This window comes from Paracoccus ferrooxidans (assembly GCF_029909815.1).
GTDB lineage: Bacteria > Pseudomonadota > Alphaproteobacteria > Rhodobacterales > Rhodobacteraceae > Paracoccus > Paracoccus versutus.
The window spans coordinates 2,240,174-2,263,185 of the sequence record NZ_CP038198.1 but is presented as its reverse complement, the minus strand read 5'-3'; the positions used below and the strand labels follow the sequence as shown (position 1 = coordinate 2,263,185).

25 protein-coding genes are annotated in these 23,012 nt (G+C 68.8%); 10 read left to right on the top strand and 15 right to left on the bottom strand.

The window, feature by feature from the left end:
- The first annotated feature begins 66 nt into the window (after positions 1-66).
- Positions 67-423 (top strand): transposase, encoded by a 357-nt coding sequence (locus tag E3U26_RS11365; protein ID WP_499104877.1) that lies wholly within the window; start codon positions 67-69, stop codon positions 421-423.
- 622 nt (positions 424-1,045) lie between these two features.
- Here the strand turns inward: E3U26_RS11365 and E3U26_RS11360 are convergent.
- Positions 1,046-3,847 carry a GlnE family protein gene (locus E3U26_RS11360; protein ID WP_499104876.1) on the bottom strand — a complete coding sequence of 934 codons (2,802 nt, stop codon included), beginning with the start codon at positions 3,845-3,847 and terminating at the stop codon, positions 1,046-1,048.
- Positions 3,848-4,078: 231 nt separating this feature from the next.
- Between E3U26_RS11360 and E3U26_RS11355 the strand changes: the two genes are divergently transcribed.
- From E3U26_RS11355 to ilvN, 3 genes are all read left to right on the top strand, one after another.
- Complete coding sequence (locus tag E3U26_RS11355) at positions 4,079-4,924, top strand: arginyltransferase (protein WP_072460929.1); 846 nt, start codon at positions 4,079-4,081, stop codon at positions 4,922-4,924.
- Between the two features lie 165 nt (positions 4,925-5,089).
- Positions 5,090-6,844: an acetolactate synthase 3 large subunit gene (locus E3U26_RS11350; RefSeq protein ID WP_114534867.1), complete on the top strand. Its 1,755-nt coding sequence runs from the start codon at positions 5,090-5,092 to the stop codon at positions 6,842-6,844.
- A 15-nt stretch (positions 6,845-6,859) separates the two neighbouring features.
- Positions 6,860-7,420 carry an acetolactate synthase small subunit gene (gene ilvN / locus E3U26_RS11345; RefSeq protein WP_028712010.1) on the top strand — a complete coding sequence of 187 codons (561 nt, stop codon included), beginning with the start codon at positions 6,860-6,862 and terminating at the stop codon, positions 7,418-7,420.
- 4 nt (positions 7,421-7,424) lie between these two features.
- Here ilvN and E3U26_RS11340 read toward each other — a convergent pair whose 3' ends face one another.
- Together E3U26_RS11340 and E3U26_RS11335 are read right to left on the bottom strand one after the other, a co-directional pair.
- Complete coding sequence (locus E3U26_RS11340; RefSeq protein ID WP_499104875.1) at positions 7,425-7,766, bottom strand: hypothetical protein; 342 nt, start codon at positions 7,764-7,766, stop codon at positions 7,425-7,427.
- Between the two features lie 239 nt (positions 7,767-8,005).
- Positions 8,006-8,758 carry a M48 family metalloprotease gene (locus tag E3U26_RS11335; RefSeq protein ID WP_214273205.1) on the bottom strand — a complete coding sequence of 251 codons (753 nt, stop codon included), beginning with the start codon at positions 8,756-8,758 and terminating at the stop codon, positions 8,006-8,008.
- Positions 8,759-8,885: 127 nt separating this feature from the next.
- On the opposite strand from E3U26_RS11335, the gene E3U26_RS11330 reads away from it, so the two are divergent.
- On the top strand, positions 8,886-9,137 hold the full coding sequence (locus E3U26_RS11330; protein ID WP_036751286.1) for a DUF8831 family protein: 252 nt from the start codon (positions 8,886-8,888) through the stop codon (positions 9,135-9,137).
- 13 nt (positions 9,138-9,150) lie between these two features.
- On the opposite strand, the gene E3U26_RS11325 is transcribed toward E3U26_RS11330, so the two are convergent.
- Positions 9,151-9,399 carry a DUF167 domain-containing protein gene (locus E3U26_RS11325; protein ID WP_024843098.1) on the bottom strand — a complete coding sequence of 83 codons (249 nt, stop codon included), beginning with the start codon at positions 9,397-9,399 and terminating at the stop codon, positions 9,151-9,153.
- Positions 9,400-9,504: 105 nt separating this feature from the next.
- Between E3U26_RS11325 and E3U26_RS11320 the strand changes: the two genes are divergently transcribed.
- Both E3U26_RS11320 and E3U26_RS11315 read left to right on the top strand, forming a co-directional pair.
- A complete protein-coding gene (locus E3U26_RS11320) occupies positions 9,505-10,071 on the top strand; it encodes a nitroreductase family protein (RefSeq protein WP_214273682.1) in 567 nt (188 codons plus the stop codon).
- Positions 10,071-10,772 (top strand): EI24 domain-containing protein, encoded by a 702-nt coding sequence (locus E3U26_RS11315; RefSeq protein WP_499105795.1) that lies wholly within the window; start codon positions 10,071-10,073, stop codon positions 10,770-10,772. Before E3U26_RS11320 ends, E3U26_RS11315 begins: the two co-directional genes overlap by 1 nt.
- Here E3U26_RS11315 and E3U26_RS11310 read toward each other — a convergent pair.
- Together E3U26_RS11310 and mce are read right to left on the bottom strand one after the other, a co-directional pair.
- Positions 10,738-10,998: a DUF1467 family protein gene (locus E3U26_RS11310; RefSeq protein ID WP_036751289.1), complete on the bottom strand. Its 261-nt coding sequence runs from the start codon at positions 10,996-10,998 to the stop codon at positions 10,738-10,740. The genes E3U26_RS11315 and E3U26_RS11310 overlap by 35 nt on opposite strands.
- Entirely contained in the window at positions 10,998-11,402 is a 405-nt protein-coding gene (gene mce, locus E3U26_RS11305; RefSeq protein WP_036751424.1) for a methylmalonyl-CoA epimerase, read from the bottom strand. The genes E3U26_RS11310 and mce overlap by 1 nt, the downstream gene beginning before the upstream one ends.
- A 136-nt stretch (positions 11,403-11,538) precedes the next feature.
- On the opposite strand from mce, the gene E3U26_RS11300 reads away from it, so the two are divergent.
- On the top strand, positions 11,539-12,267 hold the full coding sequence (locus E3U26_RS11300; RefSeq protein WP_114534847.1) for a response regulator: 729 nt from the start codon (positions 11,539-11,541) through the stop codon (positions 12,265-12,267).
- A gap of 3 nt (positions 12,268-12,270) precedes the next feature.
- Here E3U26_RS11300 and E3U26_RS11295 read toward each other — a convergent pair whose 3' ends face one another.
- The 7 genes from E3U26_RS11295 to E3U26_RS11265 all read right to left on the bottom strand — a co-directional run bounded on the left by E3U26_RS11295 (position 12,271) and on the right by E3U26_RS11265 (position 19,301).
- Positions 12,271-13,002, bottom strand: a complete 732-nt coding sequence (locus E3U26_RS11295) for a GNAT family N-acetyltransferase (protein ID WP_499104873.1) — start codon at positions 13,000-13,002, stop codon at positions 12,271-12,273.
- A 21-nt stretch (positions 13,003-13,023) separates the two neighbouring features.
- Entirely contained in the window at positions 13,024-14,205 is a 1,182-nt protein-coding gene (locus tag E3U26_RS11290) for a DUF1501 domain-containing protein (RefSeq protein WP_499104872.1), read from the bottom strand.
- Between the two features lie 12 nt (positions 14,206-14,217).
- Entirely contained in the window at positions 14,218-15,585 is a 1,368-nt protein-coding gene (locus tag E3U26_RS11285) for a DUF1800 domain-containing protein (RefSeq protein ID WP_499104871.1), read from the bottom strand.
- 129 nt (positions 15,586-15,714) lie between these two features.
- Positions 15,715-17,490 (bottom strand): aspartate--tRNA ligase family protein, encoded by a 1,776-nt coding sequence (gene aspS, locus E3U26_RS11280; protein ID WP_499104869.1) that lies wholly within the window; start codon positions 17,488-17,490, stop codon positions 15,715-15,717.
- Between the two features lie 60 nt (positions 17,491-17,550).
- Positions 17,551-18,207 (bottom strand): CPBP family glutamic-type intramembrane protease, encoded by a 657-nt coding sequence (locus E3U26_RS11275; protein WP_214273208.1) that lies wholly within the window; start codon positions 18,205-18,207, stop codon positions 17,551-17,553.
- Positions 18,183-18,965 (bottom strand): glycoside hydrolase family 25 protein, encoded by a 783-nt coding sequence (locus tag E3U26_RS11270; RefSeq protein ID WP_072460937.1) that lies wholly within the window; start codon positions 18,963-18,965, stop codon positions 18,183-18,185. The genes E3U26_RS11275 and E3U26_RS11270 overlap by 25 nt, the downstream gene beginning before the upstream one ends.
- Before the next feature lie 141 nt (positions 18,966-19,106).
- Positions 19,107-19,301: a hypothetical protein gene (locus E3U26_RS11265; protein ID WP_499104868.1), complete on the bottom strand. Its 195-nt coding sequence runs from the start codon at positions 19,299-19,301 to the stop codon at positions 19,107-19,109.
- Positions 19,302-19,388: 87 nt separating this feature from the next.
- Here E3U26_RS11265 and E3U26_RS11260 point away from each other — a divergent pair, with 87 nt between their 5' ends.
- Positions 19,389-20,321: an IS5 family transposase gene (locus E3U26_RS11260; RefSeq protein ID WP_179921185.1), complete on the top strand. Its 933-nt coding sequence runs from the start codon at positions 19,389-19,391 to the stop codon at positions 20,319-20,321.
- Between the two features lie 82 nt (positions 20,322-20,403).
- Complete coding sequence (locus tag E3U26_RS11255) at positions 20,404-20,535, top strand: hypothetical protein (RefSeq protein WP_499104867.1); 132 nt, start codon at positions 20,404-20,406, stop codon at positions 20,533-20,535.
- 18 nt (positions 20,536-20,553) lie between these two features.
- Here E3U26_RS11255 and E3U26_RS11250 read toward each other — a convergent pair whose 3' ends face one another.
- Together E3U26_RS11250 and E3U26_RS11245 are read right to left on the bottom strand one after the other, a co-directional pair.
- Positions 20,554-21,933, bottom strand: a complete 1,380-nt coding sequence (locus tag E3U26_RS11250; protein WP_449044533.1) for an FAD-binding oxidoreductase — start codon at positions 21,931-21,933, stop codon at positions 20,554-20,556.
- A gap of 66 nt (positions 21,934-21,999) precedes the next feature.
- Positions 22,000-22,968 carry a DUF808 domain-containing protein gene (locus tag E3U26_RS11245; RefSeq protein ID WP_114534841.1) on the bottom strand — a complete coding sequence of 323 codons (969 nt, stop codon included), beginning with the start codon at positions 22,966-22,968 and terminating at the stop codon, positions 22,000-22,002.
- Positions 22,969-23,012: the final 44 nt, after the last annotated feature.

The window sequence follows — 23,012 nt, the reverse complement described above, 5'->3', positions numbered from 1 at the left end:
TTCTGTACTCACAGGCGGGCTGCCGTTTGGGAACGGTTCGTGCTTCGAGCGCCTTGCGGAGCTTGAATGGCACCTCTCGCGCTGAGGGACCGGGAATGGGCGCGGATTGCACCGCTTCTTCCTGACAAGCCTCGTGGCCTTGCGCGGACGAACGACCGGCGCGTCCTGAACGGGATCTTCTCCATCCTGCGGACAGGGCCGGCCCTGGCGCGACCTTCCCAAGCGCTACGGTCCATATACGACCGCTTCCAACCGATGGGCCAAGACGGGGCAACGCGCTACGACAAACTCGCCAAGGGATTCCTCGCAGCCGTCACAATCGCAGCCGCAAGACTGTGGTGCGGAATTATAAGTCCACTCCCTGGACAGGACCGGCTGGGGCCAGACACTTCTCCCGCTCTGTTTTCGCTTGCGGAGCTCTAACAGGCTGCTGAAAAAGTCCTTGCGACAGGACAGCGCGGGCGGGGAGCCAGGAAATCCGCCTCAAATTTGCCGAAAACACCCCATTTTCGGGCCGATATCAGCTGGCTCCAGAACGATTTCCGCTGCGTCGCCCTCTCAAAATCCTTTTTCAGCAGCCTGCCAAGCGAGACCCGTGGCGGGCCTTGGCGGGCAGGAACGGCGAAGCCGGTGTCGGCTGCGGCACTGGCAGCGAACCTTGCCACGGCTTCTTGGTGCATGGAAAGATCGGCAGGGCCGGGCACCTCTGCCGCTCGGTTCTCGCACGCGCCGCGCGAAGCGATGCCCGGCGCACGCCCCGGCGGGCAGGAACAGCGGGTCCGATGGCCATCAGAGGCCGTCGGAGCAGATGCATGTGGCGCGCCCGGGCAGGAACGATTGCATGAGTTTCCAGAAATCCTTTTGGCGTGATGCATGTCGCGCGCGCCCGCGGGCAGGAACGAGCGGGCGACATGAACGCCCTGCCGACTGCGGCGATGCCTGTCGCCCGCCCTCGGGGGCAGGCACGGCCGAGCGGGGCGGGCGGCGCAGGTGGCGGACCTGCCGCGGGCTTCCTGCCGGGCTCGGCCCATCGGGCCGCCGGCGCCTATCCGGCCTGCGCCTCGACCCCGGCCAGGACGCCGTCGATGATCGCGCCGGCGGTCTCGATCGTCGCGGCCAGCCGCTCGGCCAGCTCCTCCAGCGAGGCCGTGCCGGTCTCGCGCAGCAGGAAGGCCTGCCCGCCCTTGCCCAGGTTGTCCATGTCCAAGGGCTTTTCGGTCAACAGCCGGCCGGCGCATTGCAGGCTCCACAGGAAGCGCCGGGCCGAGGCCAGCCTTTCGCCATCCTCGCGCCCGACCAGCCCGATCCGCGGGCCGGTGCGCAACTGCGCCTGCACCGCCCGCGCGGCCGAACCGGCCCGCAGCGCGAAACATTGCGCCAGCAGCTCGATGTCCTGCAACCGGCCACGGCCGATCTTGGCCTCCCAGGCGCCATCCGGGGCCTTGGCGGCGAAGATGCGGGCCCGCATCCCGGCCAGATCCGGCATCACCCGCGGGTCCGTGCCGCGGGTTTGCAGCACCTCGACCCGCAGCGCCTCGACCTCCTCGGCCAGCGCGGCGGCATCGGTGCCGCAGGTGCCGATCACGCGGGCGCGGGTCAGCGCCAGATGCTCCCAGGTCCAGGCCTCGGTCATCTGGTAGTCGCGAAAGCTCTGCACCGAGGTCGCCACCGGCCCCTGCCGCCCCGAGGGGCGCAGCCGCATGTCCACCTCGTAAAGCCGCCCGGCCGAGGTCGGCGCCGAGAGCGCGGTGATCACCGCCTGGGTCAGCCGCGCGTAATAGGCCCGCGTCGCCAGGGGTTTCGGCCCCTCGGACGCCTCTTGCCCGGCGGCGTCGTAGATCACGATCAGGTCCAGGTCCGACGAGGCGTTCAGCTGTCGGGCGCCCAGCGAGCCCATGCCCAGCACCACCGCCCCCCGGCCCGGCGGCGGCCCGTGGCGGCGGGCGAATTCGGCCGCGACGACCGGGAACAGCGCGGCGACCGCGGCATCGGCGACATCGGCATATTGCCCGCCCGCCTCCTCGGCGCCGATCAGGCTGCGCAGGTGATGCACGCCGATGCGGAACTGCCCCTCATGCGCCCAGCGCCGCGCGGCGTCCAGCGCCTGTTCGTAGCCGCCGCCGGGCGCGGCCAGCGCCGCATCCAGCACCTGGTCCAGCTGGCGGCGCAAGGCGGCGGCGCCGGGCCAGGCCGCAAAGAAGCTGCCGGCCAGCACCCCGTCCAGCACCTCGGGGTGGCGGGCCAGATAGGCCGCCAGCCCCGGCGCCGTGCCGCAGATGTCGGCGATCAACTCGATCAGCTGCGGATTGGCCTCGAAGAGCGAGAAGAGCTGCACCCCGGCCGGCAGCCCGGCCAGGAAGGCGTCGAACCGCGCCAGCGCCTCTTCGGCATGGGCGGCGGCGGTCAGCCGGGTCAGCAGGTCCGGCTCGATCCGGGCAAAGACCTCGCGCCCGCGGGCCGAGCGCAGCGCGGGATAGCTGCGCCAGCGCTCCACCATCGCCTCGGCCTCGGGGGACAGCGCCGGGCGGGCCCGCTGCTCGCCGGGGGCGAAGAAATCGCCGGTCAGCGCCTCGACCCGCGCCAGGCGGGTGGCCAGGCGCGCCGACCAGGCGGCGGTGTCGCCTTCGCCCATCATGCGGGCGATGGTGTCCAGCCCCTCGGCCGAGGCGGGCAGCGAATGGGTCTGTGCGTCGTTCACCATCTGGATGCGATGCTCGATCTCGCGATGCTCGCGGTAATGCGCGGTCAGCTCCTGGGCCACCTCGGGCGGCACCCAGCCCTTTTCGGCCAGCCGCGCCAGCCCCTCGACCGTGCCGCGCAGGCGCAGGTCGGGGTCGCGGCCGCCGGCGATCAGCTGGCGGGTCTGGGTGAAGAACTCGATCTCGCGGATGCCGCCCTGGCCCAGCTTCATGTTGTGGCCCGGCACCTCGATGCGGCCGTGCAGCCCCTTGTGGTCGCGGATGCGCAGCCGCATGTCGTGGGCGTCCTGGATGGCGGCGAAATCCAGGTGCCGCCGCCAGACGAAGGGGCGCAGCTCGCGCAGGAAGCGCGCGCCCGCCGCCAGGTCGCCGCCGCAGGGCCGCGCCTTGATATAGGCGCTGCGTTCCCAGGTGCGGCCCTCGGCCTCGTAATAGGCCAGCGCCGCCGAGATCGAGATGCAGACCGGCGTCACCGCCGCATCGGGCCGCAGTCGCAGGTCGGTGCGGAAGACATAGCCCTGGTCGGTGTTGTCCGAGATCGTCGCCGCCGCCTTGCGGGTGGCGCGGATCAGGGCGGCGCGGGCCTCATACTGGTCGTCGGGATCATAGGCGCCGTCGTCGTAAAGCACGATCAGGTCGATGTCCGAGGAGTAGTTCAGCTCTGCCGCGCCCATCTTGCCCATGGCGAGCGCGACGATGCCGCCGGCCTCGGCCCCGGTCGGGGGCAGCTTGCCGCGCGCCTGCTCGGCCGCGACATGGGCGCGCAGGGCCAGGTCCGTGGCGCGGTCGGCCAGGTCGGTCAGCGCGCCCGTCACCCGTTCCAGCGGCCAGACGCCGCCCAGGTCGGCCAGCGCCGTCCACAGCGCCACCCGCCGCTTGGCGCGGCGCAGCGCCGGGCCGAGGGCATCGGCGGAAAGCGTCTCGAACCCCGCCGTCTCGCGGGCGACGACATCCCCGTGCGCCAGCGCGCCGGGCAGCCAGTCGGCCTCGCGCTCGATCAGCCCGGCCAGGTAGGGGCTGCAACCGGCGGTGCCGCGGATCAGATCGCCCAGCCGGGGATCGGCGATCCCGGTCGCTTGCAGCGCGGAAAGGCCGCGGGCAGGGTCAGCGGGGATGGGCAGGCGGGTGATGCGGGCGGCGAAATCCATGGCCGCAGCCTAGCCGCAGCCGGCGCCGCGTCAATGCCGTGCGAATGGACCGAGAGGTTCAATTCTTGCGGTTTTCCCTGCTTGGCGCGGGGTGCAACTGTTGCTAGGCTCGGCCCAAGAGCAATCCACAACGCAGCCCCGACCGCCGCCAATGCGCGCCGAGATGAAAGTGACCCGACCGCAGCATGCGCCGCCAGGCGCGGCGTGCCCCAGACGCCGGGGGCGCGGCTGATGCGGCACAGCCTGCCTCATGCGCCGCAATTCTATGTGACGGCGCCGCAGCCCTGCCCCTATCTGCACGGCCGGGCCGAACGCAAGCTGTTCACCGCACTGACCGGCGATTCGGCCAACGAGCTGAACAACGCCCTGTCGCGCCAGGGCTTCCGCCGCTCGCAGAACGTGCTTTACCGGCCCAGCTGCGAAAGCTGCGTGGCCTGCATGTCGGCGCGCATCCGGGTGTCCGAGTTCCAGCCCTCGCGCACGCAGCGCCGGATCGCGCGCAGGAACGGGCATCTGCGCCGCCTTGCCACCAGCGCCTGGGCGACCGAGGAGCAGTATGAACTGTTCCGCGCCTATCTGGACGAACGCCATGCCGACGGCGGCATGGCCGACATGGACATCTTCGAATTCGCCGCGATGATCGAGGAGACGCCGGTGCGCACCCGCGTCATCGAATATCGCACGCACCAGGGCGACAGCAGCGAGATCCCGCCGCCGCCCGGCAGCGACCGGCTGGTCGCGGTCTGCCTGACCGACGTGCTGGATGACGGGCTGAGCCTGGTCTACAGCTTCTATGACCCGGCGCTGGAAAGCGCGAGCCTGGGCACGCATATCATCCTGGACCATATCGATCTGGCGCGCAGCGCCGGCCTGCCCTTCGTCTACCTGGGCTATTGGGTGCCCGGCAGCCGCAAGATGGACTACAAGGCGAAATTCTCGGCGCTGGAGATCTACAAGGGCGGCGTCTGGCAGCCGATCGGCGACCCGGCGCAGCACACGTCGGACATCCACCCCCTGTCCATCGACCCCATCGTCGAGCAGGTGGCGCGGATCAACCTGCCCTCGAACCGGAAATGATTACCGAAAAGCCGGCGTCTTGGTAAGAATATTTCAAGAATTTGCGGCAGCGGGTCATTTTCTTGGATAATCGCCATTGACCGCGCCTCGCCGCACCCATAGTTTTCCGCGTCGCAGCGGGGCGGCTGTCCCCGCCGCGTTTTTGTTCAGAGATGGAGAATGGGCATGTCCCGACAGATGACGGGTGCAAGGATGGTTATCGAGGCTCTGCGCGATCAGGGCGTCGATACGGTATTCGGCTATCCGGGCGGGGCGGTACTTCCCATCTATGACGAGATTTTCCAGCAAAACGACATCAAGCACATCCTGGTCCGCCACGAACAGGGCGCCGTCCACATGGCCGAGGGCTATGCCCGCTCGACCGGCAAGCCGGGGGTGGTGCTGGTCACGTCCGGTCCCGGCGCGACCAATGCCGTCACCGGGCTGACCGACGCGCTGATGGATTCGATCCCCATCGTCGTGCTGACCGGGCAGGTTCCGACCTTCCTGATCGGCACCGACGGCTTCCAGGAGGCCGACACCATCGGCATCACCCGCCCCTGCACCAAGCACAACTGGCTGGTGAAAGAGACGGACGAGCTGGCGGCGACGATCCACAAGGCCTTCCACATCGCCACCTCGGGCCGTCCGGGGCCGGTGCTGATCGACATTCCCAAGGACGTGCAATTCGCCACCGGCGAATATGTCGGGCCCAAGCAGATCGAGACGCCCAGCTACCAGCCGGCGAAGAAGGGCGACCTGGCCACCATCACCCGGCTGGTCGAGCTGATGGAGACGGCCGAGCGGCCGATCTTCTATACCGGCGGCGGCGTCATCAACTCGGGCCCCGGCGCCAGCCAGCTGCTGCGCGAGCTGGCGGATGCGACGGGCTTTCCCGTCACCTCGACGCTGATGGGGCTGGGGGCCTATCCGGCCTCGGGGTCGAAATGGATCGGCATGCTGGGCATGCATGGCCTTTACGAGGCCAACATGGCCATGCACGATTGCGACCTGATGATCGCGGTGGGGGCGCGCTTCGACGACCGCATCACCGGGCGGGTCGCGGATTTCAGCCCCGGCTCGGTCAAGGCGCAGATCGACATCGACCCCAGCTCGATCAACAAGGTGATCCATGTCGACCTGCCCATCGTCGGCGATGTCGGCCATGTGCTGGAAGACATGCTGAAGGTCTGGAAGGCCCGCGGCCGCAAGACCAATCCCGAGGCGCTGCGGGCATGGTGGGCGCAGATCGAGCAGTGGAAGGCGCGCAACTGCCTTGCCTATCGCAACTCGGACAAGGTCATCAAGCCGCAGCACGCCTTGCAGCGCCTGCAGGCGCTGACCGCCGCGCGCAAGCCCTATTTCACCACCGAGGTCGGCCAGCATCAGATGTGGGCGGCACAGTTCCTGCATTTCGAGGATCCGAACCACTGGATGACCTCGGGCGGGCTGGGGACGATGGGCTATGGCCTGCCCGCCTCGATCGGGGTGCAGGTCGCCCATCCCGAGGCGCTGGTGGTCAACGTCGCCGGCGAGGCGTCCTGGCTGATGAACATGCAGGAAATGGCGACCGCCGTGCAGTTCCGCGCGCCGGTCAAGCAGTTCATCCTAAACAACGAGCGCCTGGGCATGGTCCGGCAATGGCAGCAATTGCTGCATGGCGAGCGCTACAGCCAGAGCTGGTCGGAAAGCCTGCCCGATTTCGTCAAGCTGGCCGAGGCCTTTGGCTGCGGCGGGCGCACGGTTTCGGACCCGGCCGACCTGGACGCGGCGATCCAGGAGATGATCGACTATGACGGCCCGTTCATCCTGGACGTGCTGGTCGAAAAGCACGAGAACTGCTTCCCGATGATCCCCTCGGGCAAGCCGCATAACGAGATGCTCTTGGGCGAGGCATCGACCGAAGGCGCCATTACCGGCGCCGGCGCGGCCCTGGTCTGAGGTTAGGAGAAGAACATGGCGGCACTGAACATCCAGAAGGGCGCATCCAGCCATTCGGCCTATGACCTGCGCGACCCCAACGCCCAGACCATCGAAAGCCACACCCTCGCGGTGCTGGTCGAGAACGAGCCGGGCGTGCTGGCGCGCGTGATCGGCCTGTTTTCCGGGCGCGGCTACAATATCGACAGCCTGACCGTGGCCGAGGTGGACCACCTGGGCCACCGCTCGCGCATCACCATCGTCACCCGCGGCACCCCCGCGGTGATCGAGCAGATCAAGGCGCAGCTTGGCCGCATCGTGCCGGTGCATGATGTCCACGACCTGACCGTCGAGGGCCCCTGCGTCGAGCGCGAGCTGGGCCTGTTCAAGGTCACGAGCAAGGGCGACAAGCGGGTCGAGGCGCTGCGGATCGCCGAGATCTTCCGCGCCAGCGTGGTCGATTCGACCCTGGAGAGCTTTGTCTTCGAAATCACCGGCACGCCCGAGAAGCTGGACGCCTTTGCCGAGTTGATGCGGCCCCTGGGCCTGTCGGACCAGGCCCGGACCGGCGTCGCCGCGCTGGCGCGCGGCGCCTGACGAATCAGCGGGCGGCCGCCAGTCTCAGCGGCCGCTCTTGCGCCTCGCCTTCGCGGTTCGAAATCACCCGCAGCACCGGGCGGGCCGGTTCGGGTTTTTCGCCCATGTCCCGCAGCAGGCTGGGCAGTTCCGACCGCTTGTTGCCCCCGACGATGCAGACGAAGCGGGCATGGCGCAGGTCGGCCTGCATTTCGATCTCAAGCTCGACCAGGTCGCCCGCCTCGGGCCATTCCGTTTCGACGAACAGGTTTTCCCTGCCCTGCAGATAGGCCAGGGCGCCATGATCCTCGCACCAGATCACGGCCTTCTCCTTGGCTGGACTGCTCCATAAAATAACCCCGATCATGAAAGCTCCTAAAAGACAAAGCCGCCCGGCAATAAGGACGTGACCCAACCCAAGCGGGAAACTATCGGCAATTTCTCGCCTATGAAAGCAATTTCTGGCGGAACCGTTCAGTTTGAGGGGGAATCGGCAGGCAAATTGATCTTTTACGGTTGCGGCCCGCCTGAATTTCAGCTTTTGCACGATAAAACAAACTGTTCCGTCTAGTCTGCGGTCGATGCAGCAGCGCAGCAGCGGCCGCTCTATCGCACCCGGCCCGCCCGGTAATCGGCCACGGCCCGCGCAACCTGGCCCATGCGGGCGTTGCGCGACGGGTGGGTGCCCAGAATTTTATCACCCGGATCGGGGATGCGGGCGAAAAACAGCGCACCGTGTTCGGGATCGAAGCCGGCGTTCAGGGTGATGATCGCGCCCAGGTAATCGGCCTCGAGCTCCCAGTCCTTCGAATAGTAGCGGGCGCCGAACTGGGCGCCGAAATCCTGCGCGGTGCGAATCGCCTCGGGATCACCGCCATAGGCGCTGGCCAGCCCGCCCAGGATCACCGCGCCCACGGTCGCGGCGCCGGTCTTGCGGCTGATATGGCCCAGGATGTGGTGGCTCGCCTCGTGCCCGATGACGAAGGCCAGCTCGTCGGCATTGCGCGCCTCGCCGATCAGCGACAGGGTGAAGCCGATGATCGGCCGGCCGCTGGGATCGACGGTCTGGAAGGCGTTCGGCTCCAGCCCCGCGCGGTCGTCGACGACGAACTGGAAATCGCAGTTGATCGGCTGGGTGCGCCGCTGCAGGCATTCGCGTTCCACCGCCGGCTCCATGCGGCTGACCACCGAGACGAAGGTGCGCGCCGAGGCCGAGGCATTGGCCGGCGTGTCCGGAGCGGGCGTGATGATGACGTCAGGCCCGCCGGGCTGCGGCACCCCCGGCTGCGGCACGGGCGCGGCGACACAGCCCGCCAGCACCAGCACGACCGCCGCCACCGCCTGCCATGTCCTCATCATCTGCCGCCCTCGCCTGCCCGTGTTCGCGCCACTCTAGCCGCGGCGGCCGCCCCGCGCCAAGCCCCGGACTTGCCCCGGCCGCAATATCACGCGATTGTCGGGAAAAGCCGAACGGGAAGGATCCCCGATGTTCACCATCGAGCATGATTTCGACGCGACCGTCATCACCCTGATCGACGAATTGCCACAGGCCGAGATCGGTTCGCGCCCGCTGAACGAGGATGTGGTCATCCACAGCTTCGACGACCGCGTCGTGGTCGAGCAATTCGACCCCGACACCGGCGAGCTGGCGCAGATCGTCCTGACCATCGAGCAGCTGGAAGAGCTGCGCGCCGCGCTGAACCTGCCCGAGGGCAACTATCGGCTGCAACGCGGCTAGCCAGGCGGTCTGGCTAGTCGATGCGGAACAGCTTGTCACGTGCCGTGGCCCCGCGGACCAGCACCAGCCGCGACTTGGCCACCCCCAGCGCCTTGGCCAGCAGCTTGACCACCGCGGCATTGGCCTTGCCGTCCTCGGGGACCACGGTGACGGTGACGCGGATCGCCTCGCCGTCCAGGATCACCGCATTGCGCGAGGCGCGCGGGGTGACGCGCACCGCGATTTCGGCGCCGGGCCGGGCAAGATGGCTAAGGTCGGTCATGCCCCTTTCAAGCCGGGCGCGGCGAAAAAGGCAATGCCGGCTGGTGCCGGCGGGCCGGCGCGGCTATCTGATGGCCAGGACATGCGCGAACCCGACGAGGACCGAATGGAATATGCCGATCCCGCCACCCTGGCCTTCCTGGCCAGCCGCCGCTCTCACCCGCCGAAACTGCTGGCCGGCCCGCCCCCCTCGCGCGAGGCGCTGATGGAGCTGCTGGAGTTGGCCGCCCGCGTGCCCGACCACGGCAAGCTGGAGCCCTGGCGCTTTGCCGTGCTGGAGCGCGCGACGCTCGACCGGCTGGCCCCGGTGCTGGCCCGGCACGTGCTGGACCAGGGCGGGGACGAGGCGGCGGCGGAAAAGGCCCGCTCGGCCTTTGGCTCGCCGGTGATCGTGGCGGTGGTCTCGGCCCCGGTCGAAAGCCCCAAGGTGCCGGAATGGGAACAGTTCCTGTCCGCGGGCGCCGTCTGCCTGGAGCTGGTGAACGCGGCGCTGGCGGCGGGCTACGGCGCCGCCTGGCTGACCGGCGCGGCGGTCGAGGTGGATTTCGCCCGCGCCCATCTGGGCCTGGCCGAGGGCGAGCGGATCGTCGGGCTGGTCCATATCGGCCGGCGCGGCCCGACCCCGCCCGAGCGTCCGCGCCCGGATGTCGCGGCCAAGACCACCTTCCTGTGATGGTGCTGCGGGCGCTGATCCTGGCTTGGGGCGACCTGCTGCGGCCGCGCATCTTCGGCGTGGTCGCGCTTGGCGTGGCGCTGACGCTGGCCTTGTTCCTGGTATTGCAGGCCGGCGCCTTCTGGGCGATCCGCGCCTTTGCCCCCGAGACGCTGACCCTGCCCTGGATCGGCGCCGTGCCGCTGGCGCCCGCGCTGTCCTGGGGCTCGCTGCTGCTGTTCCCCTTGATGAGCATCTTCCTGATGATCCCGGTCGCCGCCGGCTTTTCAGGTCTGTTCGCCGAGCGCGTCGCCGAGGCGGTCGAGGAGACGCATTATCCCGCCGCCAAGGGCCTGCCCGTCGATTTCTGGGACGGGCTGTGGGAATCGCTGGCGGTCATGGGCGCGGTGATCCTGGTCACGCTGGTGACGCTGGCGCTGACGCCCTTCCTGGGCCCGCTGGCCTCGCTGCTGTTTTATGGCGGCAACGGCTGGCTGCTGGGGCGCGAGTTCTTCCAGATGGCGGCGCGGCGCCACCTGCACGAGCCGCAGGCGACCACCCTGCGCCGCAGCCTGGCCATGCAGGCGACGGCGCTGGGGGTGCTGATCGCGGCGCTTCTGACGGTGCCGGTGCTGAACGTGGTCGTCCCGGTGCTGGCGGCGGCGGGGTTCACCCACCTCTACCATCTCAGCGCGTCCAGGCCTCGAGGTCGGCGCGGGTGATGACGCCGGCGATGATGACATAGGCGATCACGCCCCAGATCAGCCCGGCGATCAGCGTCGCCCACAGCGCCTTCTTCTTCAGCTTGGGCTCGTGCGGGGCGCCGGCGGGGGTGCCGGGCGTCACCTGCCCGACATCGGCCTGGCTTTGCTGGCCGATCGGCAGCAGCACGAACAGCACCAGGAACCACAGCACGGCGTAAAGGACGATGCCCCCGGTCAGGCTCATCAGACCTGCTCCAGCTCGATCAGGCAGCCGTTGAAGTCCTTGGGATGCAGGAACAGCACCGGCTTGCCATGGGCCCCGATCTTGGGCTCGCCATTGCCCAGCACGCGCGCGCCCTCCGACTTCAGCTTGTCGCGGGCGGCCAGGATGTCATCGACCTCGAAGCACATGTGATGGATGCCGCCCGAGGGGTTCTTTTCCAGGAAGCCCTTGATCGGGCTGTCCTCGCCCAGGGGATAGAGCAGCTCGATCTTGGTGTTCGGCAGCTCGATGAAGACGACGGTGACGCCGTGGTCGGGTTCGTCCTGCGGCGGGCCGACCTTGGCGCCAAGGCTGTTTTCATATTGCGCCGCCGCGGCCTTCAGGTCGGGCACGGCAATGGCGACATGGTTCAGGCGTCCGATCATCACTTCCTCCGTCATTTGCGCCCTTCTAAGGCCAGAGCCCAGCCGGGGAAAGGAAAACAAACCGCCGTTAACCGCTTCTTAGGGAAAACGCGCAATCCTTGGGACAGTTGGTGATTCCCAGTTAGGATTTTGCGAGATGGAACAGGAAAGCATCGGTGCGGAAGACTTTCCCACCTGGCGGGCCGCCCTGCCGAACCGGCCGCTGGCCGGGCTGACGGTGCTGGTGGTCGAGGATTCGCGCGTCGCCTCCGAGGCGGTGCGGCTGCTGTGCCTGCGTTCGGGCGCGCGCATCCGGCGGGCCGACTGCATCCGCTCGGCCCTGCGGCATCTTCAGACCTATCGGCCGGGGGCGGTGATCGTGGACATGGGCCTGCCCGACGGCGACGGCGCCGACATGATCGCCACCATCGCCCGCGCGATGCCGCGGGTGCCGGTGATCCTGGGCATCTCGGGCGATCCGGCCAGGCGCGAGGCGGCGATCCGGGCCGGCGCGGACGGTTTCCTGGCAAAGCCCGTCGAAAGCCTGGCGCTGTTCCAGGAGGCGATCCTGGCCGCCCTGCCGCCCGACGCGCGGCCGCAAGGGCTGCGCGCCCTGCCCGACGACATGATCGCCGCCGACCCCGAGGCGCTGCGCAACGACCTGGCGCATGTCGCCGACGTGCTGGCGCAGGCCGACGACACCGCCGCCATCGACTATATCGCCCGCTTCCTGGCCGGGGTCGCCCGCTCGGCCCATGACCGGATGCTGGAGGATGCGGCGACCACGCTGGCGCGCGACCACGCGCAGGGCCGGGCGCTCGCCACCGACCTGGCGCGGATCAGCGGGCTGGTGCAGGACCGGCTGGCAAGCGCGCGGATCTCGTAGGCCCTAGCCCGCGGTCAGCGCCGACAGGCTTTGCCGCTGGCGTCCCTGGGCATCGAAATTGCCGGGCGCGAGCCATGCCTGGTGCGCACGCGCCAGGGCGGGCCAGTCGCGGTCGATGATCGCATACCAGGCCGTGTCGCGGTTGCGGCCCTTATAGATCATATGCTGGCGGAAAATGCCCTCGAAGACAAAGCCATAGCGCAGCGCCGCCCGACGCGAGGGGGCGTTCAGGGCGTCGCATTTCCACTCGACCCGGCGATAGCCGGCCTCGAAGGCCCAGCCGATCATCAGCGAAATGGCCTCGGTCGCGGCCGGGCTGCGCTGCATCGGCGGCGCGATCTCGATATGGCCGATCTCGATCACCCCATTGGCCGGGTCGATGCGCAGGAACGAGGCCAGCCCGCCCACCTTGCCGGTTGCGCGGTCGCGCAGGGCATAGAAATACGGGTCCGCCTTGGCCGCCATCCCGGCCTGCCAGGCGCGATAGGCCGGCAGGTCGGCGAAGGGGCCATAGCCCAGGTAATCCCAGACCCAATCCTGGCCCCGGTTGGCCGCGAACAGACCTTCGGCATGGCGGTCGGGGTCCAGGCGCTCCAGCAGGACATGGCGGCCCTCGATCCGGTCGGGACCGGGCGGGGGCGGCGGCACGAAACCCGCGACCAGGGGCCCGGTCGGCCGCGGGCCGTCGCCCTGGGCAAAAGGCGCGGGCGCGCGGTCGGGGTGATCCTGGGGCATGGGCAGGGCTCCGGCAAGGGCTCAGGCCAGCATCCCCGGATCGCCGCCAAGGTCAAGGCCGGGAAAGATCTCGCGCTCCAGCCTGTCGCGCCCGATGCCGAACAGCCCATGCATGGCCCAGGCGGCATAGGCGCGGATGTCGCGCGTGGGCATCAGGTCGCGGCCGGCGTAAAGCTGGTCCTCGCCCAGGCCCGGCCAGTCGCCAAAGGCGCGCCCGCCCCGGATCGCGCCGCCCGCCATCAACAGCGCGCCGCCGGTGCCGTGATCGGTCCCGCCCGAGCCGTTCTCGCGCACGGTGCGGCCGAATTCGGTCATGGCCAGCACCGTGGTCCGGCCCCAGTTCGGCCCCAGCCCCTCGCGCAGCTTCAGGATCGCCGCCGCCAGCCGGTCCAGCCCCCGGCCCAGCACGACGGGCTGGTTGGCATGGCTGTCCCAGCCGGCAAGGGAAAAGGCGGCGATGCGGCTTTCGGCGTTCAGCCGGCTGGCGGTAAAGGCGGCCAGCGCCTCGGCATCGGCGGTCGGGCCCGGCATCTTGCCCAGGTCCGAGGTCTCGGCGCTGATCTGCACCGCGTCCTGCGCCGCATCGCGAAACAGCGGGTCGTCGTGATAGACATGCTCCAGCAGCATCTGCGCCTGCGGCGACAGCTTCAGCCAGGCCCGCGGCGCCCAACTGAGATGCGCGGCCTTGCCGGTCAGGATCTTCATCTGCTCGACGCCGACCGAATAGGCGGTCTCGGCCGTGGCGCCGGGCGTCGCCTGCAACAGCCGGTTCAGCCAGCCGCCCACCCGCCGGTCCACCGGCAGGTCGTTGCCGGTTCCCGCCTCCAGCAGGTCCTGGCCGTCGAAATGGCTGCGCTTGTCGCGATAGGGGGTCGAGACGGCATGGGCAAAGGCCAGCTCGCCCTTTTGCCACAGCGGCAACAGCGGCTCCAGCCGCGGATGCAGCGCATAGAAGCCGTCGAGGTCCAGCGCGCCTTTTTCCGGCCCGACCGAAAGGTTGCGGCGCAGCTTGGCCAGCATCGGGTCGCCATAGGGCTGGATCGCATCGAGCCCGTCCATGGCGCCGCGCAGGATGATGACGACCAGCCGGTTCTCGCCCGGAAGCGCGGCGAAGGTCATGGAACTCATCAACGGATGCGCCGCAGCCGAGCAGCCGATCAGCGCCGCCCCCTTCAGAAACAGGCGCCGGTCCAGTGTCAGCATCTGCCTACCCTCCTATCGCCGGTTGAAATCGCCCGAGGCGAGGATCAGCGCCACGCCCTCGGCCGCCGATTCCGCCTTGGGCACGGCCCAGGCCAGTTCCGCCGACTGCGTGCCGCCGAAGGCCGAGACCAGCATCTCGCGCGGGTCGGGCAATTCGTCCAGCAGCAGGCGGGGAATGCGCAGCGACCAGTTGATCCGCGCGGCCAGCGTCTGCGCCGCGATCCAGGCATCGGCCGTCTCGGGCCAGCCGTCGGGGCCCTTGGGCCGGCCCCAGGGCTGGCCCATGGCCTCGAGCGGGCCCCAGGCGATGCGGCGAAACATGGGCAGCTCCAGCCGGGCGATCCCTTCGCCGCGGATGCCCAGCGCCCTGAGCCCGGCCACGCAGAAATCGAAGGGCTGGCGCACCTTCTGCCGCAGGCCGGAGGCCAGGTCGGGATGGCTGGCCAGCACGCGATAGACCTGCGGCAGGTCGCCGTCCGTGTCGCGCCAGGTGGCCGCCATGGCCTCGACCAGATCCTCGGACGGGTCGTCCGAGACGAAATGCACCGCCAGCTTGCGCGACAGGTGCCGCGCGGTCTCGGGCCGGCGGGCGATGTCGCGAAAGGCGTCGCGGATGGCGTCGAGCCCGTCGCGCCGGCCGCCGCCATAGGCCCGGCCCAGCACCGTCTCGGCCCCAGGCTCGGCCCAGGGCGGGCGAAAGGCGAAGCCCGACCGATGCGAAAAGCTGAGCCCGGTCAGCAGCTCGGCCAGTTCGCGCACGTCCTCTTGCTCATAACCGGCGCCCACGCCCAGCGAATGCAGCTCCAGCGCCTCGCGGGCGAGGTTCTCGTTCAGCCCGAAATTGCGGTCCGGGCGGCGCCGCGCGACAGGCGAGCCCGGCCCGCGGCTGGAGATCTGGTCCAGATAGACCAGCATCATCGGATGGGTGTCGGCGGCAAAGAACATGTCCTCGAACCGGCCGTTCACATGCGGGCGGATCGCCTCGTCCACGAAGGCCAGCGCCAGGGCATTGTTCATCTTGTCCGTCGCGCGGACGGTGAAATGGTCGGCCCAGAACTGCACCAGCCTTTCGCCGAAGCCGATCGGGTCGTCCAGGGCGCGGATCACCCGGCGGCGCAGGCCCTCGACCGGCAGGTCGCCAAGCTGGCGCTCGGCCTCCTGCCCCTCGGCCGGCTCGGGCCGCCCCTCGCGCCGGGCAAGGCGGACATCGCGAAACCGCGTCGCAAGGGCGCTGGCCTTTTCGGTGGTCATCGCCTCGGGGCCAGGACCGGCGCTTGCGGGACCGGCCAGAACCGCCTCGACATCGGCGGGCGGCGGCATCAGCGGCGACAGACCAAAGCCCAGCCGGATCGCCGCCAGTTCGGGAAATCCAAAGCTCATGCAATCATCCCTTGCAGGGGAAATCGCCCCCATGCGCAGGTTATGGCACGGCCTCGGCCCGAGGTCAGTTCACGCTTTCTTCAGCATGCGGCGATGCGGCAACAGACTGCCGACGCAGCGCCGCCAAGCTTACTCGCGCGGCAGCACGCGCAGGCGCAGTTCGCGCAGCTGCTCGTTCGTCGGCTCGCTGGGGGCGCCCATCATCAGGTCTTCGGCGCGCTGGTTCATCGGGAACATGATGACCTCGCGGATGTTCACCTCGTCGGCCAGCAGCATGACGATGCGGTCGATCCCCGCCGCGCAGCCGCCGTGCGGGGGCGCGCCATAGCGGAAGGCCTTGACCATGCCGCCGAACCGCTTTTCCACCTCGTCCCGGCCATAGCCGGCCAGTTCGAAGGCGCGGAACATGATCTCGGGGCGGTGGTTGCGGATCGCGCCCGAGACCAGCTCATAGCCGTTGCAGGCCAGGTCGTATTGATAGCCCTTGACCGCCAGCGGGTCGCCCGCCAGCGCATCCAGGCCCCCCTGCGGCATCGAGAACGGGTTGTGGCTGAAGTCGATCCGCCCGTCCTCGCCCTTTTCATACATCGGGAAATCGACGATCCAGGCGAACTTGAACTGGTTCTCGTCGATCAGGCCCAGCTCGCGGCCGATCTCGTTGCGCGCGCGGCCGGCGACGGCCTCGAAACCCTCGGGCTTGCCGCCCAGGAAGAAGGCCGCGTCGCCCTCGCCCAGGCCCAGCTGGGTGCGGATCGCCTCGGTCTTCTCGGGGCCCAGCGCCTTGGCGATGGGGCCGGCGGCTTCGGTCGTGCCGTCCTCGGCCTTGCGCCAGAAGATATAGCCCATGCCGGGCAGGCCCTGCTGCTGGGCGAATGCGTTCATGCGGTCGGCGAACTTGCGCGAGCCGCCGGTGGGCGCGGGAATGGCGCGGACCTCGGTGCCCTCCTGCTCCAGCAATTTCGCGAAGATCGCAAAGCCCGAGCCGCGGAAATGCTCGCTGACCACCTGCATCTCGATGGGGTTGCGCAGGTCGGGCTTGTCCGAGCCGTATTTCAGCATCGCCTCGGCATAGGGGATGCGCGGCCAGGTCGCGTCGACCCGGCGGCCGCCGCCGAAGGTTTCGAACAGGCCCTGGATCACCGGCTGGACGGCGCGGAACACGTCCTCCTGCTCGACGAAGGACATCTCGACGTCGAGCTGGTAGAAATCGGTGGGCGAGCGGTCGGCGCGCGGATCCTCGTCGCGGAAGCAGGGCGCGATCTGGAAATACTTGTCGAAGCCCGCGACCATGATCAGCTGCTTGAACTGCTGCGGCGCCTGCGGCAGGGCGTAGAACTTGCCCGGATGCAGGCGCGAGGGCACCAGGAAGTCGCGCGCGCCCTCGGGCGAGCTGGCGGTGATGATCGGGGTCTGGAACTCGGTGAAGCCCTGGTCCCACATCGCGTCGCGCAGCCATTTGACCACGCGCGAGCGCAGCATGATGTTGTTGTGCAGGCTTTCGCGGCGCAGGTCGAGGAAGCGATAGGCCAGCCGCGTCTCCTCGGGATAGTCCTGGTCGCCGAAGACCGGCAGCGGCAGGTCGTCCGCGGCGCCCAGGATCTCCATATCGGTGGCATAGACCTCGATCTCGCCGGTGGGCAGCTTGGGGTTGATCAGGCTCGGGTCGCGCAGCTTGACGCGGCCGTCGATGCGGATCACCGTCTCGGCCCGCAGCTTTTCCAGTGCCGGGAAGGCGGGCGAGTCGCTGTCGGCGATCACCTGGGTGATGCCGTAATGGTCGCGCAGGTCGATGAACAGCACCCCGCCATGGTCGCGGACCCGGTGGACCCAGCCGGACAGACGGACTTCGGACCCGGCGGCAGCGGCGGTCAGCTCGCCGCAGGTATGGCTGCGATAGGCGCTCATCGTTTTTCCCCTTGCGTATCGGCCCCGCATGAACCGCGCCGCGCGGGCGAAGTCAAGCAATCAGAACGGCCTCACCACGTTGCCGGTGTAGAAATAGGCGCCCATGCCGACGGCAAAGAGGACATTCCCCGCCACCGCATGCAAGACCCAGGCCGAGGGGAAGCCGCGCTCCAGATAGGCGCGGGCAAAGAACCAGCCGCCGACGAAGGTCAGCACCGCCACCACCCAGGACCAATACATCAGGTGCGCAAAGGAAAACACCGCCGCGTTCAGCGCGATCGCCCCCTGCCCCGCCGGCAGCAGCGCGGCGTAGCGGTGGAAGAACAGCGGGCGAAAGATCAGTTCCTGCGGCAGGGCCGAGAGGATCGGGTAGAACACCCAGATCACCGGCAGGAACTCGGGCCGCTGCCGCACGATCTGGAAGATCGAGTTCGGCCGGTCGAGCGCCAGGATCGCCAGCCCCGTCAGCAGGGTGGCCAGCGCGATGGCCAGGATCTCGCGCCAGGGCAAGCGGCTCCAGCCGCGCACCAGACTGTGCCAGTGAAAGCCGCCGGTGCGCCACAAGAGGCCCAGCCCCGCCAGGCTGAACACCGCCAGCGCCTCGAACAGCATGTGGCCGGGCAGGAACAGCGCGATGACCAGCGGCGCCCCCAGGTAGAGCGCCGCGAATTCGGCCCAGAGCAGGCCGCGCCTTATTGCAGGCGCTGGCTCAGCCATGCCCGCCACTGCGCGGGCGAGCCCGCAAAGACGTTCAGGTCCACGTTGCCGCGGATCCCCGGCACGATGCCGGTGCCGGTATATTGCCAGAACGTATAGCGCTGGCCGGGATAGACGATGCGCGGATGGCCCGCGACCGAGCGCAGCCAGAACTCCTCGGGCCAGGAGCCGAGGTTGTTGTCGCGGTAGAAATCGACCGTCGTGTAGATGATCGGGCGCTGGCCATAGTGCCGGTGCAGGATGTCCTTGAAGATCTTGGCCTCGCGCAGCACCTCGTGGCTGGCCGGGCGATGCGGGCAGGTCTTGGAGGCGGTCCATTCCAGGTCCAGCACCGGCGGCATGGCACCGCGTTCCCTGGGCACGTTGGCGATGAACCAGGCCGCCTGTTCCGAGCCCGAGCGGCAGAAATAGAAATAGTGATAGGCGCCGCGCGGGATGCGGGCCTGCGCCGCCTCCTGCCAGTAGCGGCGGAAGTTCGGGTCGGCATGGTCGCCGCCTTCGGTCGCCTTGATGAAGGCGAAGCTGATGCCCGAACTGCGCACCCGGCGCCAGTCGATCTCGCCCTGCCAGCGCGAGATGTCGATGCCGTGGACCGGGTGGTCATAGGGATGCCCGCCGATCCAGGGATGCGGCGCGCTGTCGCCGAACTGCGGGCCGCTGCCCTGCCCCGCCATCACCGCCGGCCCGCTCGAGGGCCCCCCGCAGGAGGCCAGCGCGACCAGCGCCAGCACTGCCATAATCTTGCCCAGGAATGTCATCTCTGCCCTCTGCCCGCGCCTTTCCGGCGCCTTCGTCCCTGCGCCTGTGTTCGGCGCCTGTCCGTCCTTATCGCAAAGGTGCGACGCTCTGTCACGATGGCGTGACAGTCACGAGTTTGTCAGCGGCGGCGGAGGCCGCGGTCAAAGGGGCACGATCCTGCCCGACGCCTCCCTGCGGACCCCGCGGCTGGCAAGTGCGGCGCGGTCGTCGGCTTGGCGGATCAGGTCGTTATGCAGCTGCGGGATGCCGCCGTCGATATTGGCCGCGTTATATTCCTCGGCCGAATAGGCGGTGCCTTCGGCATCGTAAAGCGTAAGCGTTCCGTCGGCGGACACGTCCATGATCTTGCCCAGCGTGCCGGCTCTGTTGCACAAATCCCGTCAGGGATTCAGATCGTGAATCCAGGGTGGTAGCTGTGATGTATGAGCAGACCCACACCGCCAACCTACAGGACCAGAAACTGGCCAGCCTACAATGAAGCGCTCAAGCGCCGGGGCTCGCTGACGATCTGGTTCGACCCCGAGATGAGCTGGGATGCCGTGCCGACGGGGAGGCGTGGCCGCCAGCAGACCTACAGCGATACTGCCATTCAGAGCTGCCTGACGATGAAGGTGCTATTCGGCATGGCGCTCCGGCAGACGACCGGGTTCGTCGAGAGCCTGCTGCGTCTGGTTGGCCTCGACTGGACGGTGCCTGACTTCAGCACACTGTCCCGCCGCCAGAAGACCTTGGCTGTGAACATCCCGTATCGCGGCTCCAAAGGGCCGCTGCACCTGCTGATCGACAGCACAGGAATCAAGGTCGAGGGCGAAGGCGAGTGGCACGCTCGCAAGCATGGTGGCCCCAAACGGCGGGTCTGGCGCAAGATCCACCTTGGGATCGACGAGGAAACGCTAGAGATCCGGGCTGTCGAGATCACCGGGAGCAACGTCGGCGATGCGCCGATCCTACCTGACCTTCTCGACCAGATCCCGGAGGACCAGGAAATCGGTAGCGTCACGGCAGATGGCGCCTACGACACGCGCAAGTGCCACGATGCGATTGCAGATCGCGGAGCCCATGCCGTCATCCCACCGCGCAGGAACGCGAAGACCTGGAAGACCATCACCGCTGGAGCCGTCGCGCGCAACGAGGCCCTCCGGGCGTCCAGGTATCTCGGCCGCACCCTGTGGCGACGATGGAGTGGATACCACCGCCGGAGCCGCATCGAGACGAAGATGCATTGTGTCAAACTGCTGGGCCAGCGGCTCATGGCAAGGGACTTCGACCGTCAGGTCGCCGAGTTCCAGATCCGCATCGCCGTCCTGAACGGCTACACCGCGCTCGGCATCCCGGTCACGGAAGCTGTAGGATAAGTCTGTCCGGGGAGGGGGTAACCGCGCCCATCACCTGAGTTATGCAACAGAGCCGATCCAGCTTACCAATACCGGCGGCGGCGTGACGTTCGACGACCTCGTGCTTACCGATGTCGGCGCGGATTGCCGTATAGATCTGGCCAGCGGAACCTCGATCCTGATCGTGGGCGTCGGTTCCGCCGCGCTCGACGCGGGCGATTTCATCTTCAGCTGACGGCAGGCCCCAGGGGCCTCAATCGGCCTCGGGCACCAGCTTGCCGGGGTTGAGCACCCCCTCGGGGTCCAGCGCCTGCTTGATCGCCGCCATGACGCCGATGGCCGCGCCGTGCTGGGCGGGCATCAGGGGGCGCTTGCCGATGCCCACGCCATGCTCGCCGGTGATGGTGCCGCCCACCGCGATCGCACGCTCGGCCATGCGCAGCGCGACGCGCTTGGCGGCGGCAAGCTCGGCCTCGTCGCCGGGCGCCACCAGGATCTGGGCATGGAAATTGCCGTCGCCGACATGGCCGACGATGGGGCCCAACAGGCCCTCGGCGCGGATGTCCCCGGCCGCCGCCGCCACCGCGGCGGGCAAATGCGACATCGGCACGCAGACATCCGTCACCACCGCCGTCGCCCCCGGCCGCAGCGCCAGGCAGGAACGATAGGCGTTATGGCGCATCTTCCACAAGGCAGCCCGCGCCTCGGGCGTGGTCGCCCAGTCGAAGCCGGTGCCGCCGAACTCGGCCGCCAGCGCGCCGAAGGCCTCGGCATCGCCCTTGACCGAGGCGGAGGAGCCGTGGAACTCGACCATCAGATGCGGGCCTTCATGCATCTGCGTGCCCGAGGCGCGGTTGAAGGCGCGCACCACGTCGGCGTCGATGAACTCGATCCGCGCCATCGGGATGCCGGACTGGATCGTGGCGGTGACGCATTCCACCGCCTGCTCCAGCGTCGAAAAGCCGCAGACGGCCGCGGCGACCTCCTCGGGCTGGCCATGCAGGCGCAGGGTCAGTTCGGTGATGATGCCAAGCGTGCCTTCGGAACCGACGAAGAGCGCCGTCAGGTCATAGCCGGCGCTGGATTTCGCCGCCCGCGTGCCGGTGCGGATGACGCGCCCGTCCGCCAGCACCACTTCGAGCGCCAGCACGTTGTCGCGCATGGTGCCATAGCGCACGGCCGTGGTGCCCGAGGCGCGCGTCGCCGCCATGCCGCCCAGCGAGGCATTGGCGCCGGGATCGACCGGGAAGAACAGGCCGGTCGCGCGCAGCTCAAGGTTCAGCGCCTCGCGCGTGCAGCCGGGCTGGACGCTGACCTGCATGTCCTCGGCCCGGATCTCCAGCACGCGGTCCATCTTGGCCAGGTCGATCACCAGCCCGCCCTGCGGCGCCAGCGCCTGCCCTTCCAGCGAGGTGCCGGTGCCCCAGCCGATCATCGGCACGCGATGCGCATGGCAGATGGCGGCGATGCCCGAGACCTCCTGGGTCGAGACCGGCCAGGCCACCGCATCGGGCGGCGGCGCGCGGTGGAAGGTCTCGGACTGGGCGTGCAGGTCGCGGTCGGCGCCGCTGGTGGACAGGCGCGCGCCCAGAAGCGCGGAAAGCGCGTCGAGGGCCGGGGCGGGAATCGGCATGGACATCTCCTGCGGCATTGGTATGGCAGTTGATAGTCCCGGCGGCAGGCCAAGGGCAAGCCAGGGTCAGGACTTGGCGCCCACCGCGCCCTTCACCGCCTCGATGGCGGGGGTGACGGCGTAATGCGCCACCGGAATCAGGATCATGCCCCAGATCACCCCGAAGATGCCGTCGAAGAAGGCGGTGGTGGTCCAAGCGGCAAGGCCCGGTGCCGCGGGCAGGGCCTGGGCCGCGGCCTCGGCCGCGCCGTGGATCCAGTCATATGGCTGGTGCTGGCCCAGCACATGCAGCCCGTGGATGACGATCTGGCCGCCGACCCAGATCATCGCCGCGGTGCCGACCACGGTCAGCACCTTCATGAAGCCCGGCATGACATGGACGATGCCCCGCCCCAGCCCCGCGGCAGGGCCGCCGCGTTCGTGCAGGTGCAGGCCGAAATCGTCCGCCTTCACGATCAGCGCCACGAAGCCGTAGACCGCGACGGTGATGCCCACCGCCACCACCGCCAGGATCAGCGCCTTCATCCAGATCGCGTCGCCGTTCGGGATCGCGGCCAGCGCGATGGTCATGATCTCGGCCGAGAGGATGAAGTCGGTCTTGATCGCGCCGCGCACCCGTTCCTCTTCCAGCCCGGCCCCGCCCTCGGCGGTCGCCTGCAGATGCGGCTCGTTTATCTTGTGATGGCTGAGCGCATGCACCAGCTTCTCGGCCCCCTCGAAGCACAGGTAGGAGCCGCCCAGCATCAGCAGCGGCGTGATCGCCCAGGGCGCGAAGGCCGAGAGCAGCAGCGCGATGGGCAGCAGGATCACCAGCTTGTTGAAAAGCGAGCCGCGCGCGATCTTCATCACGATCGGCACCTCGCGCGCGGCGGAAAAGCCGTGGACGTATTTCGGCGTCACCGCGGCGTCGTCGATCACGGCGCCAGCGGCCTTGGCGCCGGCCTTGACCGCCTGACCCGCCACGTCGTCGACCGATGCGGCCGCGATCTTGGCGATCCCCGCCACGTCATCCAGCAGCGCCAGCAATCCGCTCATGTCCGTTTCCCGTCCCAGGTTCCTGCGCGGCACTCTAGGCGGCG